We start from the raw sequence: 21,780 nt of genomic DNA, 5'->3' as shown, positions 1-21,780 counted from the left end.
ATGGCGGAACGTGCCATTGGGGACGTGCCCTTTTGGCACACGCTGCTTGCGGATGCGTGCCAAAGGGGCATGACCCCAATGGCACGGCGATACAGCGTTCATGCCGCATGCTAAAGCATCGGCGGGAGGGCGGACATGAGTGCGGCGGCGGTGTTTGCGGCGCAGTCGGTAGAACTAACGGTGAGATCGGCCCATGCACGGTATATGGGCATGCGCTGCTGGGCGAGCTCCTCGATGCCGTGTTTGGCGGTGAGGGGACGTCCCTTGGTCGCAAGTTCTTCGAGCGGACGGTCAAGCATGACAATAAGGCTGTTCTGATGAAGCAGAGGGTAGTTCTCATCACGCGTGACAATGCCACCGCCACAGGAGATGACGAGTCCGGACTGCCCGGCAATGCGAGCAAGTACCTCGGTCTCACGGATGCGGAAGGCTGTTTCTCCCTTGCGCTCGATAAATTCAGCACAGCTCATGCCGAGCTCATTGGCGAGGGCTTGGTCGATGTCGACGTGCTCGCGCTTGAGCAGCTTCGCGAGATGCTCGCCTACGCGTGTCTTGCCGCATCCCGGCATGCCAATGAGGGAGATGTTCTGCTCGGTAGCGGAGAGTCGGCGCGTCACGTCGACTGTCCTCTCCATGTCGATGACCTCGCCCATGTAGCGCTCGACTGCCTGCGCTGCCTGGGCAACCAGCATGAGAAGTCCTCCGGCGTACGGGATTCCCCTGCGTTCGGCCTCCATCATGAGGGCCGTGCGTGCGGGGTTGTACACGATGTCGACGAGACCCTCAAGCTTTGGAAACACGTCGAGGGAGCAGGGCGCGGCGGGGCATGTGGGGAACATGCCCACGGGCGTGCAGTTGACGGCGAGGGCGGCATCGGAATGGAGGTCCAGATTCGCATAACTGTTCTCGCCCGTGCGATCGATGGACACGGGGTTCATCTTCAAGTCGGCAAGGACCATCATCGCGGTGGAGCCGGCTCCGCCCGATCCGCCGAACACCACGGCTTTTTTGCCAGCCAGATCGAGGCCGAGGGACTCTACGAGCACCTTGAATCCGTAGTAATCGGTGTTGTCGCCGCGAAGACGCCCGTCCGCGAGGCGCGTTACCGTATTGATGTTACCCATGCGCCGCGCAATGTCCGAAAGCTCATCCATATAGGAGACGAGCTCTTTCTTGTAGGGAATGGTGACGTTGAAGCCCTCCCACACATCGGAGCGTACGAACACTTCCAGCTGATCGGGCTCGCGCTCGAATTTACGGTAGTCAAGTCCAGCGAGCTCGCGGTATATGACAGGGGTGTAGCTGTGTCCGAGTACGCGGCCCAAAACGCCGTACGGTCGTTTGATGACATTCATGGCTGCTCCTTCGTGGACGCACGTGGTTGATTATGAGTCGAGCGTGTCAAACGGGGACACCCCCCTTGGCACGCGGCGGGATCAGAGTACTTCGAGATAACTGCCGAAATAGTGGAAACTGCTACAGACGTCGTCGAGGCCGTCGAGCAGTGCACTGAATTCAGGGCTCGTAGCGGGGCATGCGAGGTCGAAGTAGAACGTGAACTCGAAGTCACTTCCGGGGACGGGGCGGCTCTCAAGTTTCACGAGGTCGATATTCAGGGCGTAGATGCGTTCCAGCACGCGATACAGGGCGCCAGGTTCGCTTTTGAGCGTGAGCTGGATGGACGTCTTGTTGGCACCTGGGTACACGGCGGGCTCCCGCGCGATGACGACGAACCTGGTGTAGTTGGCATCGGAGTCTTGGACGTTGCGCTCAATGGCGTTCAGGCCGTACAGCTCGGCGCATGGCAACGACGAAAGTGCGGCAAGGTCGCGCCTGCCCGAAGAGGCGACGAACTCGGCAGCGCGGGCGGTGTTCTCGCATACGGTGGTCCGCACACCGAGGTTCTCGAGGTAGCCAGCGCATTGGTTAAGTGCCTGATTGTGGGAGATGACCTCTTTGATCTCATCGCGCTCAACGCCGGGGAGGGCGAGCAGGTTGTGGTCGATTTTCAGCCGCAGCGCCCGCACGACCGAACATCCGTAGGAGCCAAGCAAATCGTACACGGCGTTGACGGAGCCCGCTGTGGAGTTCTCGATGGGCAGCACGCCGAATTCGCATGCACCCGAGACAACGGCGCGAAACACTCCGTCGAAGGTGGGGGAGAAGCTGATGTCGGGAATCGAGAACAGCCTGCTGGCGGCGATTTGGCTGTAGGCCCCTTCGACCCCTTGACAGCACACGGAGACGCGAGAGGGAAATGCGCTCTCGAGCGGCAGGAAGGACGAGCGGACGCGCTTTGACACCGCGTCTGGTCGCGAGGCATGCATGATGTTCAACTGTGCGGCCTTGTTCATGCTCATGAGCAGGGAGAATAGGGCGACGGCCTGGTTTTCGAGGCCTTCGGGCGCCTGTGCGGCTATATGGGCGAGTTTGGCGCGCTCGCGCGCGGGGTCGAAGACGGCCTTGCCCGTCTGGATCTTGCTTTGCGCGACATCGCGGGCGAGAGCCATGCGCTGGCAGAACAGGTCGAGCATTTGCGCGTCGATGGCGTCTATCTGTGTGCGAACTTCGGCGAGATCCATGTGTTTCCTTTGGCAATCGGGGGTTGCGGGGTGTCATTGGGCGTGCCAAAGGGCGCGTTGCAGGTGGCACGCCCAATGGTATGTAACACCAGCGTTATTCAGCTCGAGGTGCTTGGTGTGTGAATGCAGACGTGCCTTCGGCCTCGAGGAGCGCGTCGAACAGGGCAAGGGCGCAGGCGGCCTCAGCCACCGGGACGGCGCGCGGGACGATGCAAGGATCGTGGCGCCCGCGCACCACAAGGTCGGCATTCTCCATACGGTCGAGGTCGACGCTGGGTTGGTGTCGCCCGATGGACGGCGTGGGCTTGAGGGCCATGCGCCACACCACGGGCAGGCCGGTGGTGATGCCGCCGAGGATGCCCCCCGCGCTATTGGACTGCGGGCAAACGCGCCCGTCCTCCACCCGATACGCATCGTTGTTCTCGCTGCCGCGTAGTTCGGCGGCTCCAAAGCCGACGCCGAACTCGACCCCCTTGACGGCGGGGATGCCAAACACGATACGCGCGATGCGGTTCTCCACGCCGTCGAGCATGGGGTCACCGAGCCCCGCGGGAACGCCGTACGCCACACATTCGATCACGCCGCCCACGCTGTCGAGGTCGTTTTTCGCCTCCATGATGCAGGCGCGCATGTTTGTCGCGGCGGCCGCGCTTACGCAGGGAAGGGGATTGGCGAGGATGGCGGCGAGCTGTACCTCGTTGGGCTTCATAGGATCGAGCGGAGTGTCCTGAATCGCCTCGGGCCCCAGGCTCGCGATGTGCGCGGCTATGCGCACCCCGCGTGCCTCGAGCGCTTGCAGTGCGATCCCGCCAGCGATGCACAGCGGCGCGGTCAGGCGCCCCGAGAAGTGGCCTCCGCCAGCGACGTCCTGGAACCCGCCGTATTTGACCTGGGCGGGCCAATCGGCATGGCCAGGGCGGGGCTTGCGGCGTAGCTCGTCGTAGTCCTGGCTGCGCGTGTTGCCATTGCGGATGATCGCCGCGATGGGTGCCCCGTTCGTAAAGCCGTTCGTGATGCCGGCGATGAATTCGGGTGCGTCCGACTCGCGACGCGTGGTCGAGGTCTCATCGCGACCAGGGGCGCGCCTGTTCAGGAACTCCTGCAGTCGCTCAAAGTCAACCTCGATACCAGCTGGTATGCCGTCGAGTGCGCAGCCGATGGCGGGGGAGTGGGATTGCCCGAAGATGGACAGCTTCAATATGTTGCCGTAGACGGAAGCCATGGGCACCTCCTAGAAATAGCGCGTTTTGGTGCAATTGGGGTACGTCTCCAATTGCACCAAACGTTACTCGTCGAAGAGCTCGACGTCGCCGCCGAGCAGGCGGTAGTGGTCGAAGAACGCGGGATAGCTCTTGTTCACGGCCTCGGCGTCCTCAATTTCGACGGGGCCGTCGCAGCGCACGGCGGCGATGACGGCCATCATGGCGATGCGATGGTCGTTATGACTGTTCACGCGTCCGCCCGCGAGGCGCTCCCTGCCCTCGATGACCAGGCCATCTCCCTCTACGCGAACGTCCGCGCCCAGCTTGCAGAGCTCCTCAGCGGTGGTGATGAGGCGATTGGACTCTTTGAGTACCAGGCGGGCGCAGCCGGTGAGGCGCGTGGTGCCCTCGGCGCAGGCGGCTACCGCCGAGAGAACAGGGACGAGGTCGGGAATGTCGTGCGCGTCGAGCTCGATGCCGCGCAGACGGTCCGGACGGATGGTCGCCGTCCGCGCGTTGCGCTGGCCCTTTGCCCCAAAGAGCATGAGGGCGGCGTTAATGGCGCGATCGCCCTGGATGGAGTTGGACGAGACGCCGCGCACCGTGACGGAATGCTTGCCAAGCGCGCCCGCGCACAGCCAGAATGCGGCGTTCGACCAATCTCCCTCGACCGCGATGACGCCGGGCGTACGGTAGCCCTGGCGTGCCACGCTGAATACCGTGAGGGGAAGGCCGCCGGGCGTGGCGCCCTCTTCGATGCTCACGTTGACGCCAAAGGAAGAGAGGACATCGATGGTGAGGTCGACGTAGGGACGGCTCTCGAGCGTACCGGTTACGGCGACCTGGGTGTCACCGTCAAGAAGGGGTGCGGCGAGCAGCAGACCCGAGATGTACTGGGAGCTCACGTTGCCGGGTAACTCGAAGCGACCCGGGCGCATGCGACCCGTCTCGCGTAGGGGGAAGCCCCCCATGCCTTCAAGGGTGCAGCCTGCCGCCATGAGCTCGTCGGAGAGCGGAGCCAACGGGCGCTGTCCCAGGCGTCCTGCGCCCACGAACGTGGCGTCGGCTCCCAGCGCGCAGGCCACGGGCAACATGAAGCGCAGGGTGGAGCCGGATTCGCCGCAATCGAGCGTGCCGCCGGCGAGTGCGCGCAACAGCCCGTGTTCGAGGCTCTTGGGCATGGGGTGGATCTCGTAGCCCCCCTCGATGAGGGTGATGCGGGCGCCGAGCGCGGCGAGGCATCGAATAGTCGCGTCGATGTCCGCACACGTGGTGTCGCAGGCAACGCGCGTGACGCCGTTGGCGAGGGCGGCGGCGATGATGATCCGGTGCGCCATCGACTTCGAGGCGATGGCGGGGACGGTGCCGGAGAGCGGTTTGGGGTTGATTCGGGCGAGCATCCATCCTCCTTAGTTTTGAGATTGCGGGTCGTATGAGCGGGCGTCGATGTGATCGGCGTTCGCGGTGTTGAGCTCCGTCTCCCGTTCCCGGGCGGGAGGCTCTTCATCGAGCTGTTTCTTGAGCGCATGCGTGCAGGTGAGCCCCACCTCGAGGATGCGGCGGAACTCATCGAGGTGCGTGGGCGCCAGGGACGCGGCACCGACGCCGCGTGGCACCACAAGGTCAATCGAGGAGCCGGCGCGCTTCTTGTCGTGGAGTGCCTCCGCATACACCTCGTCGGCGCTAGCGTCGAACGCAAGTGAGAGCCCATGGCGTACCAGGAGGGAAGCCAGGCGCTCGGGGACGTCTTCGGGGCAAATCTCCGCGGTCACACTTGCGCTGGCGATGGCGACCATGCCAATTCCCACGCAGGTTCCGTGGCCCATGCGGTACTGCTCGGCGGCCTCGACACCGTGGCCGATGCTATGACCAAAGTTCAGCAGTTTGCGCAAACCGCTCTCGCGCTCATCTTCCACGACTACGGCACGCTTGATGTCGATGTTGCGGGCGATGAGCCAGGCCACGCGCGACAAGTCTTGTTTGAGCAATGCGGGCGTGAGCGGGGTGAGTTCAAGCTCCTCGAAGAGCTCGGCATCGGCGATCATGGCGTGCTTGATCACCTCGCCGCATCCGTCGGCGAACTGGCCGTCGCTGAGCGTGCCCAGGCATCCCACGTCGGCGATGACGGCGCGCGGCTGCCAGAACGCGCCGGCGAGGTTCTTGCCGTGTGCAAGGTCGATGGCGGTCTTGCCGCCCACGGACGAGTCGACCATGGCGAGCAACGTAGTGGGTACCTGCACGAACGCGATACCGCGCATGTAGGTAGCTGCGGCGAAGCCCGCCATGTCGCCCACAACGCCGCCGCCGAGGGCGATGATGACGTCACGCCGTGAGAGCTGTTCCTCGGCCGCCCGTTCGAGCAGCGTCGACAGCGTCTCCATGCGCTTGTGCTTTTCGCCTGCCTCGAAGGTCTCGAGAGAGGTGGCGAATCCCGCCGCCTCGAGGCCGTCGATCACGGGAGCGGCGTAGAGGGGGCCCACGTTGGAGTCGGTGATGACGAGTGCGCGCTCGGCGGTCTCCACCACGGAGCGCGTGATCTGCCCAACTTGCTCGAGCAGGAAGGTGCCCACATGCACTTGGTAGGGTTGAGGAGTGTCGATATCGAGCGTGTAGGCGGGAATCGCCATGTTGTTCTCCTTACGTGCCGGGGCCCGGGCCCTCAGGGGCTTAGGGCCGGTGGATGAAAGCCGGAAGCGGGGCGGGTTACATCCGCTCCCCTTCGTCGTCGAGTGCGCGCTTGATGCGGTCACCATCGGCGAGCAGGGCCTCGAGTGCATCTCGGTCGCGATCGACGAGCGCGCGACGCACGTCTTCGAGGTTACGCTGGAGCGTCGCGATCTCATACGCGAGGCTATCGGCATCCTCAATCATGAGCTCGGACCACATATGCGGATTGAGGTGCGCCACGCGCGTGAGATCCCGGTAGCTGCCGGCCGAGAACCCGTGGTGCTCCTGCGCCGTGGGGCTCTTGACGTAGGCGTTGCTCACCACATGGGCGAGCTGGCTCGTGAAGGCGATCACCCGGTCGTGCGCGGCCGGCGTGGTTACGGAGAACCTCCCGAATCCGCAGGGAGCGAGCAGGTCGTGGATGCGGTCGAGCATGTCGAGCCGATCGATGTCGCTCAGCTCGGGTGGTGTGAGCACCACGGGCGCACCGTTGAACAGGTCGGCATGCGCATAGGCGAATCCGGAGAACTCGGTTCCCGCCATGGGATGCGCGCCACAAAACGAAAAACCGTGCTTGGCGGCGATGTCGAACGCCTCGGAGCATACATGGCCCTTTACACCAGCGGCGTCGATAACCATAGGGGCCTTGCCACAGCGTGCAAGTTCGCCGAGCTCCTCAGCGTGGCTGCGCAGCCAATCCAGGCAGGCGTCGGGGTATGCCGCGAGGATGATCAAGTCGCACGCCGCTAGGTCGTCGTGGGTGCGGAGGAATCCGGCGAGGACATCGATACGCGCGATGGCGAGCGTGTCGGCGTCCACGTCCCATGCGCGGACGGGCCAGCCCGCCGCAGCATAGGCTCGGGCGAAGCTGCCGCCGATGAGGCCGAGGCCCACAATGCCTATGGTCGGATTCGCGACGGTGTCACGTACGTCTTCGTCAACGTTCAGTTCGGTTTGGTTCATGGGGAGCCTACGCCTCCTCGCGAGCCATGTCGGCCACGACTGAGCGCACGGCGTGGATGCGCTCCATGGCACGGTCGAATTGATCGGGGGTGAGGGCCTGCGCTCCGTCTGACCATGCATTGGCAGGATCATCGTGCACCTCGATTTCGAGCGCGTCCGCTCCCGCCGCGGTCGCAGCGAGCGCCATGGGCTCCACGTAGCGGGTGTAGCCGGTGGCGTGGCTGGGATCTGCCACCACGGGCAGATGCGTGAGTTCGTGCAGCGCGGGCACGGCGTTAAGGTCGAAGGTGTTGCGCGTCCGTGTCTCGAACGTGCGAATTCCGCGTTCGCAAAGCATGACATTGTCATTGCCCTCGCTCATGATGTACTCGGCCGCCATGAGCAATTCGTCAATAGTGCCGGCAATACCGCGTTTAAGCAAGACGGGCGTCGTGGTTCGACCGACTTCTTTGAGCAGGTTGAAGTTCTGCGCGTTGCGGGCGCCGATCTGCATGACATCGATACCGCGATCGACGAACAGCTCGACGTCGCGCACGTCCATGACCTCGGTCACGATGGGCATGCCCGTTTCCGCCTTGGCCTCGAGCAAAAGATCGAGTCCGCGCTCTCCCATGCCCTGGTACGCGTACGGGGAGGTACGGGGCTTATACGCGCCGCCGCGGAGCATGGTGGCACCTGCGGCCTTGCAACGGCGGGCGATACGAATGAGGTTCGGCCCTTCGACGGAGCACGGACCGGCGATGACCTGGAAGTTGCCTCCGCCGACCATGGCACCGCCGCAGTTCACGACCGTGTCGGTAGGGTGAAATTTGCGGTTTGCCTTTTTGAAGGGTTCCGACACGCGTTGAACGCGTTGAACGACGTCCATGGACTCGAGCAGAAACGGGTCGATCTTGGTGGTGTCGCCCACAAGCCCGATGATGGTCTCGTTTTGGCCGCGGCTTACGTGCGCCGTGAGACCCTTGCCCTCGATCCAGGAGACGATACGGGTTACGGCGTCTTCCGAGGCGTTTTTGCGCAGGATTGCAATCACGTGCTGGTCCTTTCGGTTTCAAGTAGCCGGAGGTGCCGGCAGAGTATATGGAAGTTTACATTTGAGTGTACCTGACTTGACCGCGTGCGATTCGAGGGCGTGCGCGGTGAACCAAATGGTTACATGGGCGACAAATCTCGTGCTGTCCGCTAACCTCGGCGGCCTTGGGGCTCATGCGCGTGACGAGGGGCGGTGAAGGGCGGCGAATCTTAAAGATTCTCTATTCCGGGCACCGCCATGTGCTGCCTTGGGTATAATGCTTGCCGTTGCGCGCCATTAGCTCAGTGGATTAGAGCGTCTGCCTCCGGAGCAGAAGGCCGTAGGTTCGAACCCTATATGGCGCACCATTCTAATTTTCCTCGAACCCGTGTGGGTTCGAATCCCGGGGGTCGCGAGCGCTAGGCGCTCGTGGCCTTCGTCATATGAGTCGCCTCCGCGACGAACGAAGCGATGGGAGCGTATGAACACCATGGACGCCCAAAACCCCTTTGGCGAGCGCGGGCTCACCGCGTCCGAAGTCGAGGAGCGCATCGCAGCGGGAAAGGTGAACGTCAACACGGAGCTCAAGACCAAATCCGTCAAAGAGCTTCTCATCGAGAACATCTGCACCCTGTTCAACCTCATCAACGTCATCCTGGCGGCACTCGTCATCATCACGGGCGCGTGGAAGAACCTGACGTTTTTGGGCATCGTCTTCCTTAACACGGGAATCGGCGTGGTGCAGGCGCTCCGATCCAAGCGCATGGTCGACAAGCTCACGTTGCTTGCCTCAAAAAAAGCCACGGCCCTGCGTGACGGTGCACTCGTCGAACTCGACTTGGACCAGATTGTTCTCGACGACGTCATTCGCCTCGGGCGCGGCGACCAGATTCCCGCCGACGCCGTAGTGGTCGAGGGGGAGTGTCACGTCAACGAGAGCCTTCTCACCGGTGAGAGCAATCCCATCCATAAACGCCCTGGTGACGAGCTCATGAGTGGAAGCTTCATCGATGCGGGCCTGGTGGTGGCGCGTGTGATCCACGTGGGTGCCGACAACTACGTGGCGCGCATCAACAATGAGGCGAAGTACGTGAAGAAGGTCAACTCCGAGATCATGAACGCGCTCAACGCCATCGTTCGGTTCGCGAGTGTGTTCATGGTCCCAATTGGCATCGCGTTGTTCTGTGCGAGTGCGAACAGTGCATATCGTGCCTGGTGCGCCCTTGACCCGAATTCCTTCTCGACCTTTATGGGCTGGCTTACGTCCGGTGAGTCCTGGAGCGCCATCTCGGCGGCGATCCTCTCCACGGTCGGCGCCCTGCTCGGCATGATTCCGCAGGGGCTCGTGCTGCTCACCTCGTCTGTCCTCGCCATTGCCACCATTCGACTGGCCAGGCGCAAGGTGCTTGCCCAACAGCTCTACTGCATCGAGACGCTGGCGCGCGTGGACGTGCTTTGCCTGGACAAGACGGGTACCATCACTTCCGGCCGAATGGAGGTCGAGGGTACGTACCTCGCCGAGTCCGATGGATCGGTCGTCGCCTGCTCGCGCGAAGATGGCGCGCAGCTCCCGGCAGGGGCGTCGCCCGATGCCGAGCGTATCGCCGCCCTCGATTGCGCGCTGTCCGGTATCGCTCGTGCGACCTCGGCAGATGCGAACGAGACCTGCACGGCGATCCTTGCGCGCTACGCCGATGAGACCGCGGTGCCGCGGGCCGTTCGCACTGTGGCGTTCTCCTCTGCCAAAAAGTGGAGTGGAGCCACGTTGGTGGTGGGGGACCAGGAGCTTTCGTACGTGATGGGCGCTGCTCAGTTCGTTTTGGCGTCCGGGGACTTTTCGCGTTTTGAGCCTGCCGTCAGCCGGCTTGCCTCGAGCTGTCGCGTGCTTGTGGTGGCGCGCGTGGACGGCTTCACCGACGAAGGCGACATGATCGGAGAGGCCCGTCCTTTGGGCTTCGTCACCATTCGCGATGAGATCCGTTCCTCCGCAGCCGAGACCATACGGTACTTCTGCGAGCAGGGCGTGACCTTGAATGTCATCTCCGGCGACGATCCGCGCACCGTTTCGTCCATTGCACGCGTGGTCGGCATCCCTGGCGCCGAGGCGTTTGTGGATGCAACGACGCTCGACACGTCCGCCAAGCTCGATGCCGCCGTCGACCGCTATCACGTCTTCGGCCGCGTGACCCCGCAGCAAAAGCGCGAGCTCGTGGTCGCCCTGCAGCGGCGTGGTCACACCGTCGCCATGACGGGCGATGGCGTGAACGACGTGCTGGCCCTCAAGGAGGCCGATTGCTCGGTGGCGATGGCCGCTGGATCCGACGCTGCTCGCAACGTCGCCGAGATCGTGCTCGTTGACAACGACTTCGCTGCCATGCCGGCCGTGGTTGCGGAAGGGCGTCGCTCCATTAACAACCTGCAGCGCTCCGCGGCGCTCTTCCTTACGAAGACGCTCTTCTCCATGGGTCTTGCGGCCATGTGCGTCATCGCTCCGCCGTATCCGTTCCAGCCCATCACCATGACGCTCATCAACTTCTTCTGCATCGGGTTCCCCAGCTTCGTGCTTGCGCTCGAGCCCAATCGGTCGCGCGTGCGCGGAAGCTTTCTCGTCAATGTGCTCAAGAAGGCCCTTCCCGCGGCTGTGGGTGTACTCGTCACCTCGTTGCTTTGCATCTTGTCTTCCCGAACGTTCGGCTTTGAACAGGGTTTGCTCTCCACCATGTGCGTCATCACCACCTGCTCGGTGGGTCTTTGCCTTATCTGGCGCATATCGGTGCCGTTCACTCTGCTGCGCCGTCTATTGTTCACGTTCGTCTCCGCCGGGATCGCCGTGGGCGTGGTCGTGTTTCCCAACTTTTTCTCCATCGCGCGGCTCACGGTGTGGAGCGCCGTTCTCACCGTGGTCTTCTCCATCCTTGGCTGCGGTATCTTCTACCGTCTGGCCGATCTCATGGAGCGCTCGCCAGAGCGCACCACGCGGCTCGCGACTGGTTTTGGTCGCGGTGTGCGCGTGAGCGTACGGCGTGGGGGCGCATCCCGATCCAGGCACGTGAGCTCGACGGGGAGCTCGCTGCGTCGCGTTGCGGCGGAGGTGCGGTCTCGGGCGCAGAAGCGCGCGGCGATGCGTGAGCTCGTCCGTGCCGAGGAACATGCCGAGGAGGGCGTCGAGCCCGCATCTCGAGCGCGGCATACGGGGAGCCCTGCTCGTCGTGACCGCGTGAAGGTGTCCGGTGGCAGTCCTTCTGTCCGGAAAAAGCGGTATCGTGTAGAACAGGCAAACGGCGGCATCCGCGTGAAGATGCCCAAGACCACCCGGAAGAAGGACCAGTGATCTGCCCCATCTGCAACGCCACCGTCAAGGACGGGTCGAACATGTGCCCTGCGTGCGGCGCCGACCTTTCGGTACCCGCTTCCTCTTCCGTCTCCGAGTTCATTTTTTGCGAGGGCTGTGGCGCCCGGTTGAATCCTCAGGACCGCACATGCCCTAAATGCGGGCGACCGGCACCGGGCATCCTCTCGCAGAATTCAGCCGCCTCCGACCTCGCCGCGGGTAAAACCGCGAGTTTTCCGCGTGTGACGTCCGAGATGATCGCGGAGGCCGTTCCAGCTCCTACGGGTGCGGGCATTCCCGATGTGCTCGCGCAGCCGTTCGACTCTGAGGCGACGAGCGTGATGAGTCTCGATGACATCGCGGGCGCGCAGGCCGCCTCTGGTGCGTCGGCACCTCGTGCCGCCGTGCGCAAGGCTTTACCGCTCGATGAGGTGGAGGCTGTGGAGGGGGACGACCCGTATGGCAGACCTCGGCGTGGGCGCTGGATCGCTCTCGTGGCCATGCTCGTGCTCGTCGCCGGTGGCGCGTGGTTCGTCGCGACCGATCCCATGGGCGTCATGCCTGGGTTCTATGAGTCCTTCGACCGCGCCGCGAGCGACATGTTCCCGAGCCGTCAGGTATCCCAGGACGAGGACGCAGAAGCTGCGGATGCCCAGGAGTCGGATGAGGGCGACGAGGACGGTCAGGAGCAGGTCAGCGATTCCACGGTCTCGGAGGCAGAGGCCTTTCAGCGGCTGAGTGCCATATATGCCCAGATCATCGCGTTCCAAGATGAGATCGGGCCCGTTGTCGACACGTATAACGGGCAATACCTCGCAAAGGATCTTGCCACGAGGCAGACTGCGGCGCAGGGTGCATATGATTTGCGCGACTCCATTCAGGCGATCCTTGATGAGCTCGATGGGCTCGAGCTGGCCGAGGACACCGCGTATAGTGAGGACGTCGATCATCTCAAGCAGCTCGCAACCTGGACGTATAACCGCGTGGACGTCCTGTGCCGTTCTTGGGATATCAACCTGGCACTACCCGATGGCGAGCGTCCCGCCGACCACCAGGATGAGATCTTGGCTCCGCTGCGCGGTGTCGAGAAAGTTAACGGCAAGGCGGTCGACGTCGTGCAGTTCGAGGAAAACGTGAACGCCTGGAAGCCGGTAGAGAAATAAAGCACCCAGCTCGTCAGGTGCGGTGCGTGGTATGATATTCCCTGTATGCAACGATGACAGGGGAGGACACCCATGTTCCATAGGAAGACCCGTACCCCCGAGTATCAGATCGCAGGCGATGAGGTCGCCGTGATCGAGACTGGCAAGGGTACCATCCGCGTAAAGCTCGACAGTGATGGAGCCCCTATTCATGTGGCCAATTTTTGCGAGCTCGCCACCATGGGATTCTATGATGGTCTCAAGTTTCACCGCTACGTTCCGGGCTTCGTGATCCAGGGCGGCTGTCCCAACACGCGTGACATGACCTGTGAGCAGGTTGCCGCCGGTCAAGCTGGTCCCGATGGCCAGCCTGGCACGGGCGGTCCCGGCTGGTGCATCCAGGAGGAGTTCTCCACCAATCCGCGCAACAGCCATGAAGACGGCGCGCTCGCCATGGCTCGATCCATGGATCCCAACTCCGCTGGTTCCCAGTTCTATTTCTGCCTTGGTCCGCAGCACAACCTCGATTCCGGGTACACGGTTTTCGGTGCCACCGTCGAAGGCAAGGACGTTATCGGCGCACTTCGCGCAGGCGATGAGATCGTGAAGGTCGATATCGTCCACGGGGCATAGCGTCCAATTGCCCGCATTCGGGCCGTCCGACACCATCCGCTCGTCAAAGAGGAGCATTCGTGAACATCCAAGCTCTTGAACAGGCGCGCAACGCATATCGTACGGGGGATTTCGCCTCCGCTGCGCAGTTGTTCGCCGCCGCAAAAGACCCCTCTGAGCTCGCAGGCGAGGCAGATCACCTGCGCGGCAACTCGCTCATGCGCCTTGGCCGTTATGCCGAAGCTGTCGAGGCGTACGGCGCGGCCCTGCAGGACGGTGCCTACGGCAAGCGGGGCGCTCTGCTTACCAACCAGGGCAAGGCGCTCGTCGCCTCGGGCGATATTCGCTCCGCCGTGTCTGCCTTCTCCGCCGCGACGCAAGATGCCAGCTACGCCACACCTTACAAGGCGTATCTCGGACTCGGTGACGCCCTGAAGAAGCTCGGCAACCTCACCGAGGCGGGCGTTGCCTATCGTCAGGCCGCCATTGACGGAGCCAACCCCGCTCCCGCCGGTGCCCTTGCGAACCTCGGGGACTGCTTCGTCGCGCTTCAGCGTCCGGAAGACGCCATCGAGTCGTATCGTACCGCCCTTGATTTCGCCGGTCCACGTGACGACACCCGTGCCATCAGCGCCGGTCTCGGTCAGGCGTATGTGGCCGCCAACCGCTTCAGCGACGCTGTGGATGCTTTTGGCACCGCCACCGTCGACGGCATCTATCAGCTCACGCCCGAGCAGGCAGATGCCTACGAGCGCGCTCGTGACACGCTATCCGCCTCTTCTGCCATGGTCGCGACCACGAATGCGTACAGCACCGACATCGACCCGCTCGACCCGCTCGGCCAGTCCGGCAGCTTCATGCCCGATCCATCCGATACCGGTTTCTTCACGCTCTCCGAGCAGGAGATGGTCCAGCAGGACCGCGTCGAGACCAAGGTGCGCCGCAAGCGCCGTCACACGGGCCTCAAGGTCTTCATCGCATTGCTCGTCGTTCTCCTTATCGCTGGCGGCGGCGCTGCTTTCGCGTACACGCGCGGTTTCGGTTTCCCCTCGCAACAAGATGTGCTGACCGGCCTGTTCCAGGCCGCGACCGACGGATCCGATGCCAGCGAGTATCTTGCCTCCGGACTTGACGAGAGCCAGAAGTCCATCATCACCGCTTCCATTCCGCTGGATGCCACGCCCACCATCGAGGGCATGGACGCTGGCATGAGTGAGGCCACCGCCACGGTCAAGGTCGCACTCAAGAACGGCGGGGATATGACGTACGAGGTCGGATTCGTTCGTGAGGGCCTGGGCTGGGCCGTTTCGAGCGTCTCCACCGACTTCAACACGGAGACCTCCACCGACTAGAAGTGTGTAAGCCGTGCGTTCCTCATGCACGTCTCGTGGCGGATGGGGACGCACGGTACACTTTTGCCATACGTGCACGCAAGAGTTTGACGTAGGAGCAGACTTGTTTTCTTTGATGGACATGTTTTTCGGTCAGTACGACGGGGATCTGGCGATCGACCTCGGTACGGCCAATACGCTCGTCTCGGTGCGCGGCAAGGGCATCGTCATCCGCGAGCCTTCCGTGGTTGCCATCGATAAGAACGATGAGCGTATTCTCGCCGTCGGTATCGAGGCGAAGCGCATGCTCGGTCGTACCCCCGGTAACATCGTGGCAGTCCGTCCGCTCAAGGATGGTGTCATTGCCGACTTCGATGTGACCGAGGCCATGCTGCGCTACTTCATCGATAAGGCGAGTGAAAAGCGCTACCCCTGGACTCCGCGCCCCCGCGTGGTCGTGTGCGTCCCCTCGGGCGTCACCTCTGTCGAGAAGCGCGCTGTCTTTGAGGCGACCATCCAGGCCGGTGCCCGTCAGGCGTATCTTATCGAAGAGCCTATGGCTGCCGCCATCGGCGCCGATTTGCCCGTCGAGGAGCCTACGGGTTCCATGGTCATCGATATCGGCGGTGGTACCACCGAGGTCGCCGTCATCGCCATGGGCGGCATCGTTGTCTCCCAATCTATCCGCATCGCCGGTGACGAGTTCGACCAGGCTATCTTGCAACACGTCCGCGACGCCTATAATCTCGCTATCGGCGAGCGTACCGCAGAGGACATCAAGATCAAGGTCGGTTCCGCCGTCCCGCTTAAAGACGAGCTCGATGTCGAGGTCAATGGCCGCGATGTCATCAGCGGTCTTCCCAAGACGGTCCGTATTGAGAGCGAAGAGATCCGCCGCGCGCTCAACAAGCCGCTCGACGAGATGACTAAGGCCGTTAAGGACGCGCTTGACGCCACGCCGCCTGATCTCGCCTCGGACCTTATGTACTACGGCATCCTGCTCACGGGTGGCGGTGCCATGCTCCGCGGTCTCGACGTGCGTCTGCGTGACGAGACCGGCGTCGCGGTTAACGTGAGCCCCACAGCCCTCGACAACGTCGTGAACGGCTGTGCCCGCGTCCTCGAGGCCAACGCATTTGATGGCGGTTTTGTTCAAAGCAACGCCTAGTTGCAAGGAAAGGGTGGCTTGTGGCACATAAACCCAAGTACTCCTCAAATGTACATAGCTCACGACAATCAACGGGTGGTCGCCCGTTGATTGTTTTATGCGTCATCTCGCTCCTCTTGCTTACGTTTTACCTGCGTGAGAGCAGCGAGGGCCCCATCCATGCGCTTCGTGGCGCCGCGATGACGGTCACTTCTCCCGTGCGCATGCTCGGCAGCGCCATCGCCTCTCCCTTCAACGCCCTTGGCAATATCACGCAGAACGCGACTGCTTCCTCCGACACGCTCTCTGAACTCAAGAAGCAAAATGAGGAGCTCACTGCAAGAGTCGCTGAACTTTCCGAGGCTCAAGAGACGGCAGAGCGTCTGGAAAAGCTCGTCGGCCTCCAGTCCACGTACAGCCTTGAGTCTACGGCGGCTCGTATCATCGGGTCCACCGGGGACGCATGGAGCAATGCGGTCGTGATCGACAAAGGTTCTAACTCAGGCTTTGAAGTGGGAATGCCCGTCTGCAGCTCCGGCGGGGTGATCGGTCAGATCATCGAGGTTTCCGCAAACACCTCCACAGTCCGGCTCATTACCGATGAGCAGTCGGGGATCTCTGCCATGATCCAAAGCTCTCGTGCCCAGGGTATGTTGCAGGGCCAGGCCGATGGTACGCTTCGGCTGCAGTATGTGGTCGCCGACGCCGAGGTGTCCACCGGTGACATCATCATCACGTCGGGCATTGGCGGCACGTTCCCCAAAGGGCTGCCTCTCGGCACCGTTGCGTCCATCGATCGCGATGCCAATGCGGTGTACTACACCATCGTGGTACGTGCGCTTTCTTCGGCGGAAAACAACGAGGAGGTCTTGGTCATCACGTCGGTTGGCGAGGACCAGATCGCGTCGGAGGACGACGTCGCCACTGCGAACGCTTCACCCCAAGGCGGCTCGGACTCCTCCGATGGCCAGGACTCTGGAGATTCCGAATCCGAATCTTCGAATACGACGGAATAGGGGAGGGATATGGCACTCGAACTCAACAACTCGGGTCGCACGCGCTCGGCCCTCATCGCCACGATCGCCGCCTGCGCCGTGCTTCACCTCGCCATCGCCCCGCAGGTCTCCCTGTTTGGGGGACGGTTCAATTTCATGCTCGCGCTCACGGTCTCACTGGCGATTTCGGGAGATTCCCGTTCGCTTGTGTACATAGGTTTCTTTTCCGGCCTCTTCTATGACCTGACAACCTCGTCTCCCATCGGTTTCATGGCGCTGCTCTTGGCAATCACGGGATACGCTGTTGCTCTCATGTCGCGCGGTTTGTCTTCGGGCTTTGGCATGGAGACGATCCGCGCCGTCGTCCTGGCCGTCGTCGTGGTGAACGTCGTGTACGCGCTCGGCCTGTTCCTCATGGGCGTCGAGACCAATCTACTCCTCTCCATTGGCGTGCATGGTCTTGCCTCCAGCGTGCTTGATCTCCTCGCGTGCGTGCCCTTCCTTATGCTCGGGGGCCGGTCGTCCGGCGGCCACGGCAAAGGCGGACGTGGTGCACGCGGCCTGTCGTACGCCGGCAAGCGCTATAAGAGCTTGAGGTAGATGAGTATGGACGCGCAGCTCATCGTTATCATCGCCGGCGTTATCCTCGTCGTCGCCATCATTGGATCGCTGCTCTTCCTCAAGGGCTATTCCGGTAAGTTCACCTTTGATACCGCCAACGGTACCCGACCGCGCGCCACCGAGGGTGAGGGCAGTACGTCCGGCACGAAGTCGAATGGACGCTTCAAACTGCTCACCGCGGGTGTCGGTGCGGTTTTTGCCGCTATCATCGCCAAGCTGTGGAGCATGCAGATGGTCTCCGCCGACCATTATGACAAGCTCGCGGAGCAAAATCAGACGCGCACGGTTACCACGCCCGCTCCGCGCGGACGCATCCTCGATCGCAACGGTGAGGCCATTGTGGACAATCGCGCTTCGCTTGCGCTTGTGGCGTATCGCGATCTTGCCGAGAACACGGTGGTCGTTCGTCATCTTGCCAACGTGCTGGGCATGCCCTATATTGCCGTACTCCGCAACATCCAGGACAACACCGAGGGTGCCCAGAGCCCCCACACCATCGCGAGCGACGTTCGTCGTTCCACTATTGCCTACGTTGTTGAGCACATCGATCAATTTCCCGGTGTGAGCGTGGCGGAGCGCACCGAGCGTTCGTATCCCAACGGTACGCTCGCATGTCACGTGGTGGGCTACACCGGAACAGTCACGCAAGAGCAGCTCGATGCGCAGGAGAACCTTTCGGATGAGGTGCGAGCCGGCTCCATCGATTACCAGTCGGGCGACATCGTGGGGCAGGCGGGTGTTGAGTATTATTACGAGAGCCTGCTGCAGGGCATTCGCGGCGAACAGACGGTCAAGGTCGATGCCGATGGCAACGTTACCGGGCAGGCGGGCGCCGTGCCGGCAAAGGCAGGCAGCGACATCAAGCTCACCATCGATCTTAAGATCCAGCGTGCGTGTGAGGAGGGCCTCAAGCTCGGTATGGAAGTCGCCGAGCAGACCGGCTATGAGCCCACGTGTGGGGCGTGCGTGTGCATGGATTGCACGAACGGCGAGATCTTGGGGCTCGCGAGTGCCCCTACCTTCGATCCCTCGGTGTTCGTCGGTGGCGTGTCATCAGATACATGGAATGAGCTGAATGACGACGAGGGCGATCATCCGCTGCTCAACCGTGTAATTGGCGGTTTGTATATGTCAGCCTCCACCATCAAGCCCTTTACCTCGCTTGCGGGCATGGAGTACGGCGTGTACACGGCCGACATGTCTTCCAATTGCACCGGCTGGTGGACCGGCTTGGGCGAGGCATGGGGCAAGAAGTGCTGGCTCGAGACAGGCCATGGCACGCGCAACCTTGAGACGGGAATCCGCGATTCGTGTGACGTGGTCTTTTACGATCTGGGCAAGAACTTCTTCTACAGTGAGAAAAATCCAGAGGGCCTGCAGGAAATGTACCGCCGCTGGGGTCTTGGTGCCAAGACGGGTATCGACCTCCCCTCCGAAGCCGAGGGGCGTGTGCCCGATTCTGCTTGGAAAGAGGAGTACCGCAAGGATTGGAGTGCCGACCAGCGTGCATGGAACGCCGGTGATATGACCAACATCGCCATTGGCCAGGGCGATATCCTCGTCACTCCGCTGCAGATGGCCACTGCGTACTGTGGTCTCGCCATGGGTGGCGTGGAGTGGACCCCCCATGTCCTGCTCTCCGCCGTCGCGCGCGACGGCGAGGGCGATGCGTACACGTATGAGCCAAAGAAGCGGCTGACGGCCGAGATCTCGACGGCCGGGGCGCTGGATGTGGCGTACCGTGGCGTCCATTCGATGATTTATGAGGAATCCGCGGTGACCGCCGCCCACTTCACAAACCTTCCCGTCCAGGTCGCCGGCAAGTCCGGCACGGGCGAGAAGGACGGCGAGGATCCATACGGCTGGTTCATCGCGTATGCTCCCTTCGACGATCCCAAGTACGTGGTGTGCGCGATGCTTGAGCGTGGTGGATTTGGCTCGACGTGTGCCATGCCGGCCGTTCGCACAGTCTTGGGAGCCCTGTACGATTCCCCCGACGACGCCGCCTACACGGCCGGCGACAGCACGAGGTAGGTGATTCTTTTGGCCCTCGATTCCCTTTCGCGTGTTAATAAGCACATGAGCTCCGATAGGGGCGGCTTTCGTCAAAAGGTCAATGTCCCCGTACTGGTTGCATGGCTTTGCCTGCTGGCGTATGGCTCACTCGTGATCTGGACCGCATCGCTCACCATCGCCGAAGCGTCGTTTACGCGCCAATTGGTGGGCATCGGCTTGGGTGCCATCCTCGCGTTCCTCTGCTGGCGTTCGGACTTTTCCGGCCTGGCGGGCATGACCACCATCTTGCTCGTGGTCGACCTCATCGTGCTGTTCAGCCCCTATATCCCCGGCTTGTCGTACAACGCCAAAGGCATGACGGGTTGGATCAAGATTCCGCTCATTGGGTTGACCTTCCAGCCGGTCGAGCTCGCCAAGATCATCACGATCTTTTTCATGGCGTCCCTCGGTGCGCAGTACAACGGGCGTATCGACAGCGTGCGCGAGTACGCCAAGCTCTGCGGCATGCTCGCCATACCCTTTGGGGCCGCCGTCGTCGCCGGCGACTTGGGCAGTGGTTTGGTCGTGTTCTTCTCCGGGGCGTGCATCATCATGATGAGTGGACCGAAGAAAGAGTGGGTGCTTTGCACGATTGCTCTATTGGTCGGAGCCGTTTCGCTCTTGCTCGCGCTCGACTCGGTTCTCGATAGCATGCTCGGCAAGGACGTGCTGCTCAAGCAGTATCAGATGAATCGCCTGCTGGTGTTCATCAATCCGGAATCCGATACGAGCCAGTCTGGGTATAACCTCTTGCAATCGATGATCGCCGTGGGTTCGGGGGGCTTCTTTGGCAAGGGCATCGGCAACGCCTCGCAATCCGGCGCGGGTTTTTTGCCCGAGGCGCATACCGATTTCATCTTCGCCCTGCTCTCCGAGGTGTTCGGCTTCGCGGGGGCGCTCGTCCTGCTTGCGTTCTTCGCCTTGCTCATCTTCGGCACCATTCGCATCGCCCATCAGTCGGATTCATTGTTCTTGCAACTTGCCTGCATCGGCATCGTGGGCATGTGGACGTTTCAGCTCTTGGAGGAGGTGGGGATGTGCATTGGGCTCATGCCCATCACCGGCATTCCCTTGCCCTTCATCAGCTTCGGCTCATCGTCCATGCTGATGCAGTGCGCCGCGTTCGGCATCGTCCAGTCCATCTGGCGCTCACGCGGCAAGGCCCGTTAGCTTCGGACTTTTGCCGCTGAAAGAAAGTAGGTTTCTATGGGTATTCCCATCGATTCGATCTTGAATACGGTCAAGCTCGGTGCCTCCGTTCGCGGAGAGGCAGATGTTTCTGTGCGCGTCGCGGTGTTCGTTGATGCAACCGCGACTCCGTTCCTGATTGACGCGATCCGGGAGGCGTTTGTTCCACAGACCACCTCCGCGCTCGTGCGCGTGGAGCGCCTGGGTGAGGCGCCTGCGTCGGCCAAAGATGACACCGATGTGTCGATTGTTCTTTCGTGCGGCAGCGTGCGTCTTCAGGAGCATGTGCAGGAGCTTGTGGTCTGTGGTGCGCCGGTCGTGGTGCTTTCGGAATCAAGCGTCGAAGTTCCGTTCATTCGCCATGACACACGCATGCTCGGCCTGATCGCCGCCATCGATAAGACGTATCTGCTCGATACGCTCGCGCGTTGGATCCTCGAGCGTACCGAGAAGCAGAGTGCGTTCGCCGCGAACTTCCCGTTCATGCGTATCGCGGCGGCGAATCGCGTTATCGCGTCCGCTTCGCTCGGCAACCTTGCCACGGGCGCCTTGTTCTTCATGCCCGGGGCCGATTTTCCCGTCATGACGGTCGCGCAGATGGGCATGATGCTGCAACTTGCCGCGATTTTCGGTAAGCCGATGCGATTTGAGCGGGCGTATGAAGCCGCCGGTATCCTGATGGCGGCTTTGGCGATGCGTGCCGGCACACGCGTGCTGGTCAGACAGGCAGGGCATGCGAGCTTTTTGGTCAAGGCGATGGTGGGCGGCCTGGGTACCTACGGCATCGGCCGTGCGCTTTGCATCCTGTACGAGCGCGATGTGGACTATTCGCGCTTGAACGACGCCGTATCTGGAGCCGTGGGGCGTATGAAGGGCCTTGTCGTCGCCCGCCAGGACCCCGTGCGGGCGTAAGCCCCTGCGACCGGAGATGT

At 62.3% G+C, this 21,780-nt stretch carries 17 protein-coding genes and 1 tRNA gene; 11 read left to right on the top strand and 7 right to left on the bottom strand.

The genetic code is table 11. The features are described from left to right. Positions 1–110 precede the first annotated feature (110 nt). The 7 genes from ACX9NZ_RS04420 to aroF form a co-directional block, all read right to left on the bottom strand. Complete coding sequence (locus ACX9NZ_RS04420) at positions 111–1,355, bottom strand: shikimate kinase (protein WP_407496359.1); 1,245 nt, start codon at positions 1,353–1,355, stop codon at positions 111–113. 81 nt (positions 1,356–1,436) lie between these two features. After that, a complete protein-coding gene (locus tag ACX9NZ_RS04415; RefSeq protein ID WP_407496357.1) occupies positions 1,437–2,582 on the bottom strand; it encodes a bifunctional chorismate mutase/prephenate dehydratase in 1,146 nt (381 codons plus the stop codon). 94 nt (positions 2,583–2,676) lie between these two features. Continuing rightward, entirely contained in the window at positions 2,677–3,804 is a 1,128-nt protein-coding gene (gene aroC, locus ACX9NZ_RS04410; RefSeq protein ID WP_304292389.1) for a chorismate synthase, read from the bottom strand. Between the two features lie 63 nt (positions 3,805–3,867). Then, positions 3,868–5,184 (bottom strand): 3-phosphoshikimate 1-carboxyvinyltransferase, encoded by a 1,317-nt coding sequence (gene aroA / locus ACX9NZ_RS04405; RefSeq protein ID WP_407496355.1) that lies wholly within the window; start codon positions 5,182–5,184, stop codon positions 3,868–3,870. Between the two features lie 9 nt (positions 5,185–5,193). Further along, on the bottom strand, positions 5,194–6,411 hold the full coding sequence (gene aroB / locus ACX9NZ_RS04400; RefSeq protein WP_304292391.1) for a 3-dehydroquinate synthase: 1,218 nt from the start codon (positions 6,409–6,411) through the stop codon (positions 5,194–5,196). A gap of 76 nt (positions 6,412–6,487) precedes the next feature. After that, positions 6,488–7,414 (bottom strand): prephenate dehydrogenase, encoded by a 927-nt coding sequence (locus ACX9NZ_RS04395; RefSeq protein WP_302741804.1) that lies wholly within the window; start codon positions 7,412–7,414, stop codon positions 6,488–6,490. Positions 7,415–7,421: 7 nt separating this feature from the next. Next, positions 7,422–8,447 (bottom strand): 3-deoxy-7-phosphoheptulonate synthase, encoded by a 1,026-nt coding sequence (gene aroF / locus ACX9NZ_RS04390; protein WP_294122059.1) that lies wholly within the window; start codon positions 8,445–8,447, stop codon positions 7,422–7,424. 270 nt (positions 8,448–8,717) lie between these two features. On the opposite strand from aroF, the gene ACX9NZ_RS04385 reads away from it, so the two are divergent. The 11 genes from ACX9NZ_RS04385 (at position 8,718) to ACX9NZ_RS04335 (ending at position 21,760) form a co-directional block, all read left to right on the top strand. After that, positions 8,718–8,794 (top strand) — tRNA-Arg (locus ACX9NZ_RS04385). A gap of 113 nt (positions 8,795–8,907) precedes the next feature. Then, a complete protein-coding gene (locus ACX9NZ_RS04380) occupies positions 8,908–11,757 on the top strand; it encodes an HAD-IC family P-type ATPase (RefSeq protein WP_407496352.1) in 2,850 nt (949 codons plus the stop codon). Next, positions 11,754–12,920: a zinc ribbon domain-containing protein gene (locus ACX9NZ_RS04375; RefSeq protein WP_118653906.1), complete on the top strand. Its 1,167-nt coding sequence runs from the start codon at positions 11,754–11,756 to the stop codon at positions 12,918–12,920. Before ACX9NZ_RS04380 ends, ACX9NZ_RS04375 begins: the two co-directional genes overlap by 4 nt. Before the next feature lie 72 nt (positions 12,921–12,992). After that, complete coding sequence (locus ACX9NZ_RS04370) at positions 12,993–13,532, top strand: peptidylprolyl isomerase (protein ID WP_118653905.1); 540 nt, start codon at positions 12,993–12,995, stop codon at positions 13,530–13,532. 59 nt (positions 13,533–13,591) lie between these two features. Further along, positions 13,592–14,863, top strand: a complete 1,272-nt coding sequence (locus ACX9NZ_RS04365; protein WP_118653904.1) for a tetratricopeptide repeat protein — start codon at positions 13,592–13,594, stop codon at positions 14,861–14,863. 115 nt (positions 14,864–14,978) lie between these two features. Further along, the gene (gene mreB, locus ACX9NZ_RS04360) at positions 14,979–16,010 is read left to right on the top strand and encodes a rod shape-determining protein (protein WP_006721158.1); all 1,032 of its coding nucleotides are present in this window, start codon (positions 14,979–14,981) and stop codon (positions 16,008–16,010) included. A 20-nt stretch (positions 16,011–16,030) separates the two neighbouring features. Further along, a complete protein-coding gene (gene mreC / locus ACX9NZ_RS04355; protein ID WP_294122062.1) occupies positions 16,031–17,005 on the top strand; it encodes a rod shape-determining protein MreC in 975 nt (324 codons plus the stop codon). Positions 17,006–17,014: 9 nt separating this feature from the next. Further along, on the top strand, positions 17,015–17,584 hold the full coding sequence (gene mreD, locus ACX9NZ_RS04350; RefSeq protein WP_294122063.1) for a rod shape-determining protein MreD: 570 nt from the start codon (positions 17,015–17,017) through the stop codon (positions 17,582–17,584). 6 nt (positions 17,585–17,590) lie between these two features. Next, positions 17,591–19,639 carry a penicillin-binding protein 2 gene (gene mrdA / locus ACX9NZ_RS04345; protein WP_407496375.1) on the top strand — a complete coding sequence of 683 codons (2,049 nt, stop codon included), beginning with the start codon at positions 17,591–17,593 and terminating at the stop codon, positions 19,637–19,639. A gap of 9 nt (positions 19,640–19,648) precedes the next feature. Beyond that, positions 19,649–20,830 carry an FtsW/RodA/SpoVE family cell cycle protein gene (locus ACX9NZ_RS04340; protein WP_407496348.1) on the top strand — a complete coding sequence of 394 codons (1,182 nt, stop codon included), beginning with the start codon at positions 19,649–19,651 and terminating at the stop codon, positions 20,828–20,830. 36 nt (positions 20,831–20,866) lie between these two features. Further along, a complete protein-coding gene (locus ACX9NZ_RS04335; protein ID WP_330005472.1) occupies positions 20,867–21,760 on the top strand; it encodes a hypothetical protein in 894 nt (297 codons plus the stop codon). Positions 21,761–21,780: the final 20 nt, after the last annotated feature.

The organism is Collinsella sp. BM28, assembly GCF_054551995.1.
Note: the sequence above shows the minus strand (reverse complement) of the source record. Positions and strands in the feature narration are given on the sequence as shown.

Bases quoted from the DNA above. Each gene is read 5' to 3' on its own strand.
- ACX9NZ_RS04420 (WP_407496359.1), bottom strand. From the start codon at position 1,355: ATGAATGTCATCAAACGACCGTACGGCGTTTTGGGCCGCGTACTCGGA.
- ACX9NZ_RS04415 (WP_407496357.1), bottom strand. From the start codon at position 2,582: ATGGATCTCGCCGAAGTTCGCACACAGATAGACGCCATCGACGCGCAA.
- aroC (WP_304292389.1), bottom strand. From the start codon at position 3,804: ATGGCTTCCGTCTACGGCAACATATTGAAGCTGTCCATCTTCGGGCAA.
- aroA (WP_407496355.1), bottom strand. From the start codon at position 5,184: ATGCTCGCCCGAATCAACCCCAAACCGCTCTCCGGCACCGTCCCCGCC.
- aroB (WP_304292391.1), bottom strand. From the start codon at position 6,411: ATGGCGATTCCCGCCTACACGCTCGATATCGACACTCCTCAACCCTAC.
- ACX9NZ_RS04395 (WP_302741804.1), bottom strand. From the start codon at position 7,414: ATGAACCAAACCGAACTGAACGTTGACGAAGACGTACGTGACACCGTC.
- ACX9NZ_RS04380 (WP_407496352.1), top strand. From the start codon at position 8,908: ATGAACACCATGGACGCCCAAAACCCCTTTGGCGAGCGCGGGCTCACC.
- ACX9NZ_RS04370 (WP_118653905.1), top strand. From the start codon at position 12,993: ATGTTCCATAGGAAGACCCGTACCCCCGAGTATCAGATCGCAGGCGAT.
- mreB (WP_006721158.1), top strand. From the start codon at position 14,979: ATGGACATGTTTTTCGGTCAGTACGACGGGGATCTGGCGATCGACCTC.
- mreD (WP_294122063.1), top strand. From the start codon at position 17,015: ATGGCACTCGAACTCAACAACTCGGGTCGCACGCGCTCGGCCCTCATC.
- mrdA (WP_407496375.1), top strand. From the start codon at position 17,591: ATGGACGCGCAGCTCATCGTTATCATCGCCGGCGTTATCCTCGTCGTC.
- ACX9NZ_RS04335 (WP_330005472.1), top strand. From the start codon at position 20,867: ATGGGTATTCCCATCGATTCGATCTTGAATACGGTCAAGCTCGGTGCC.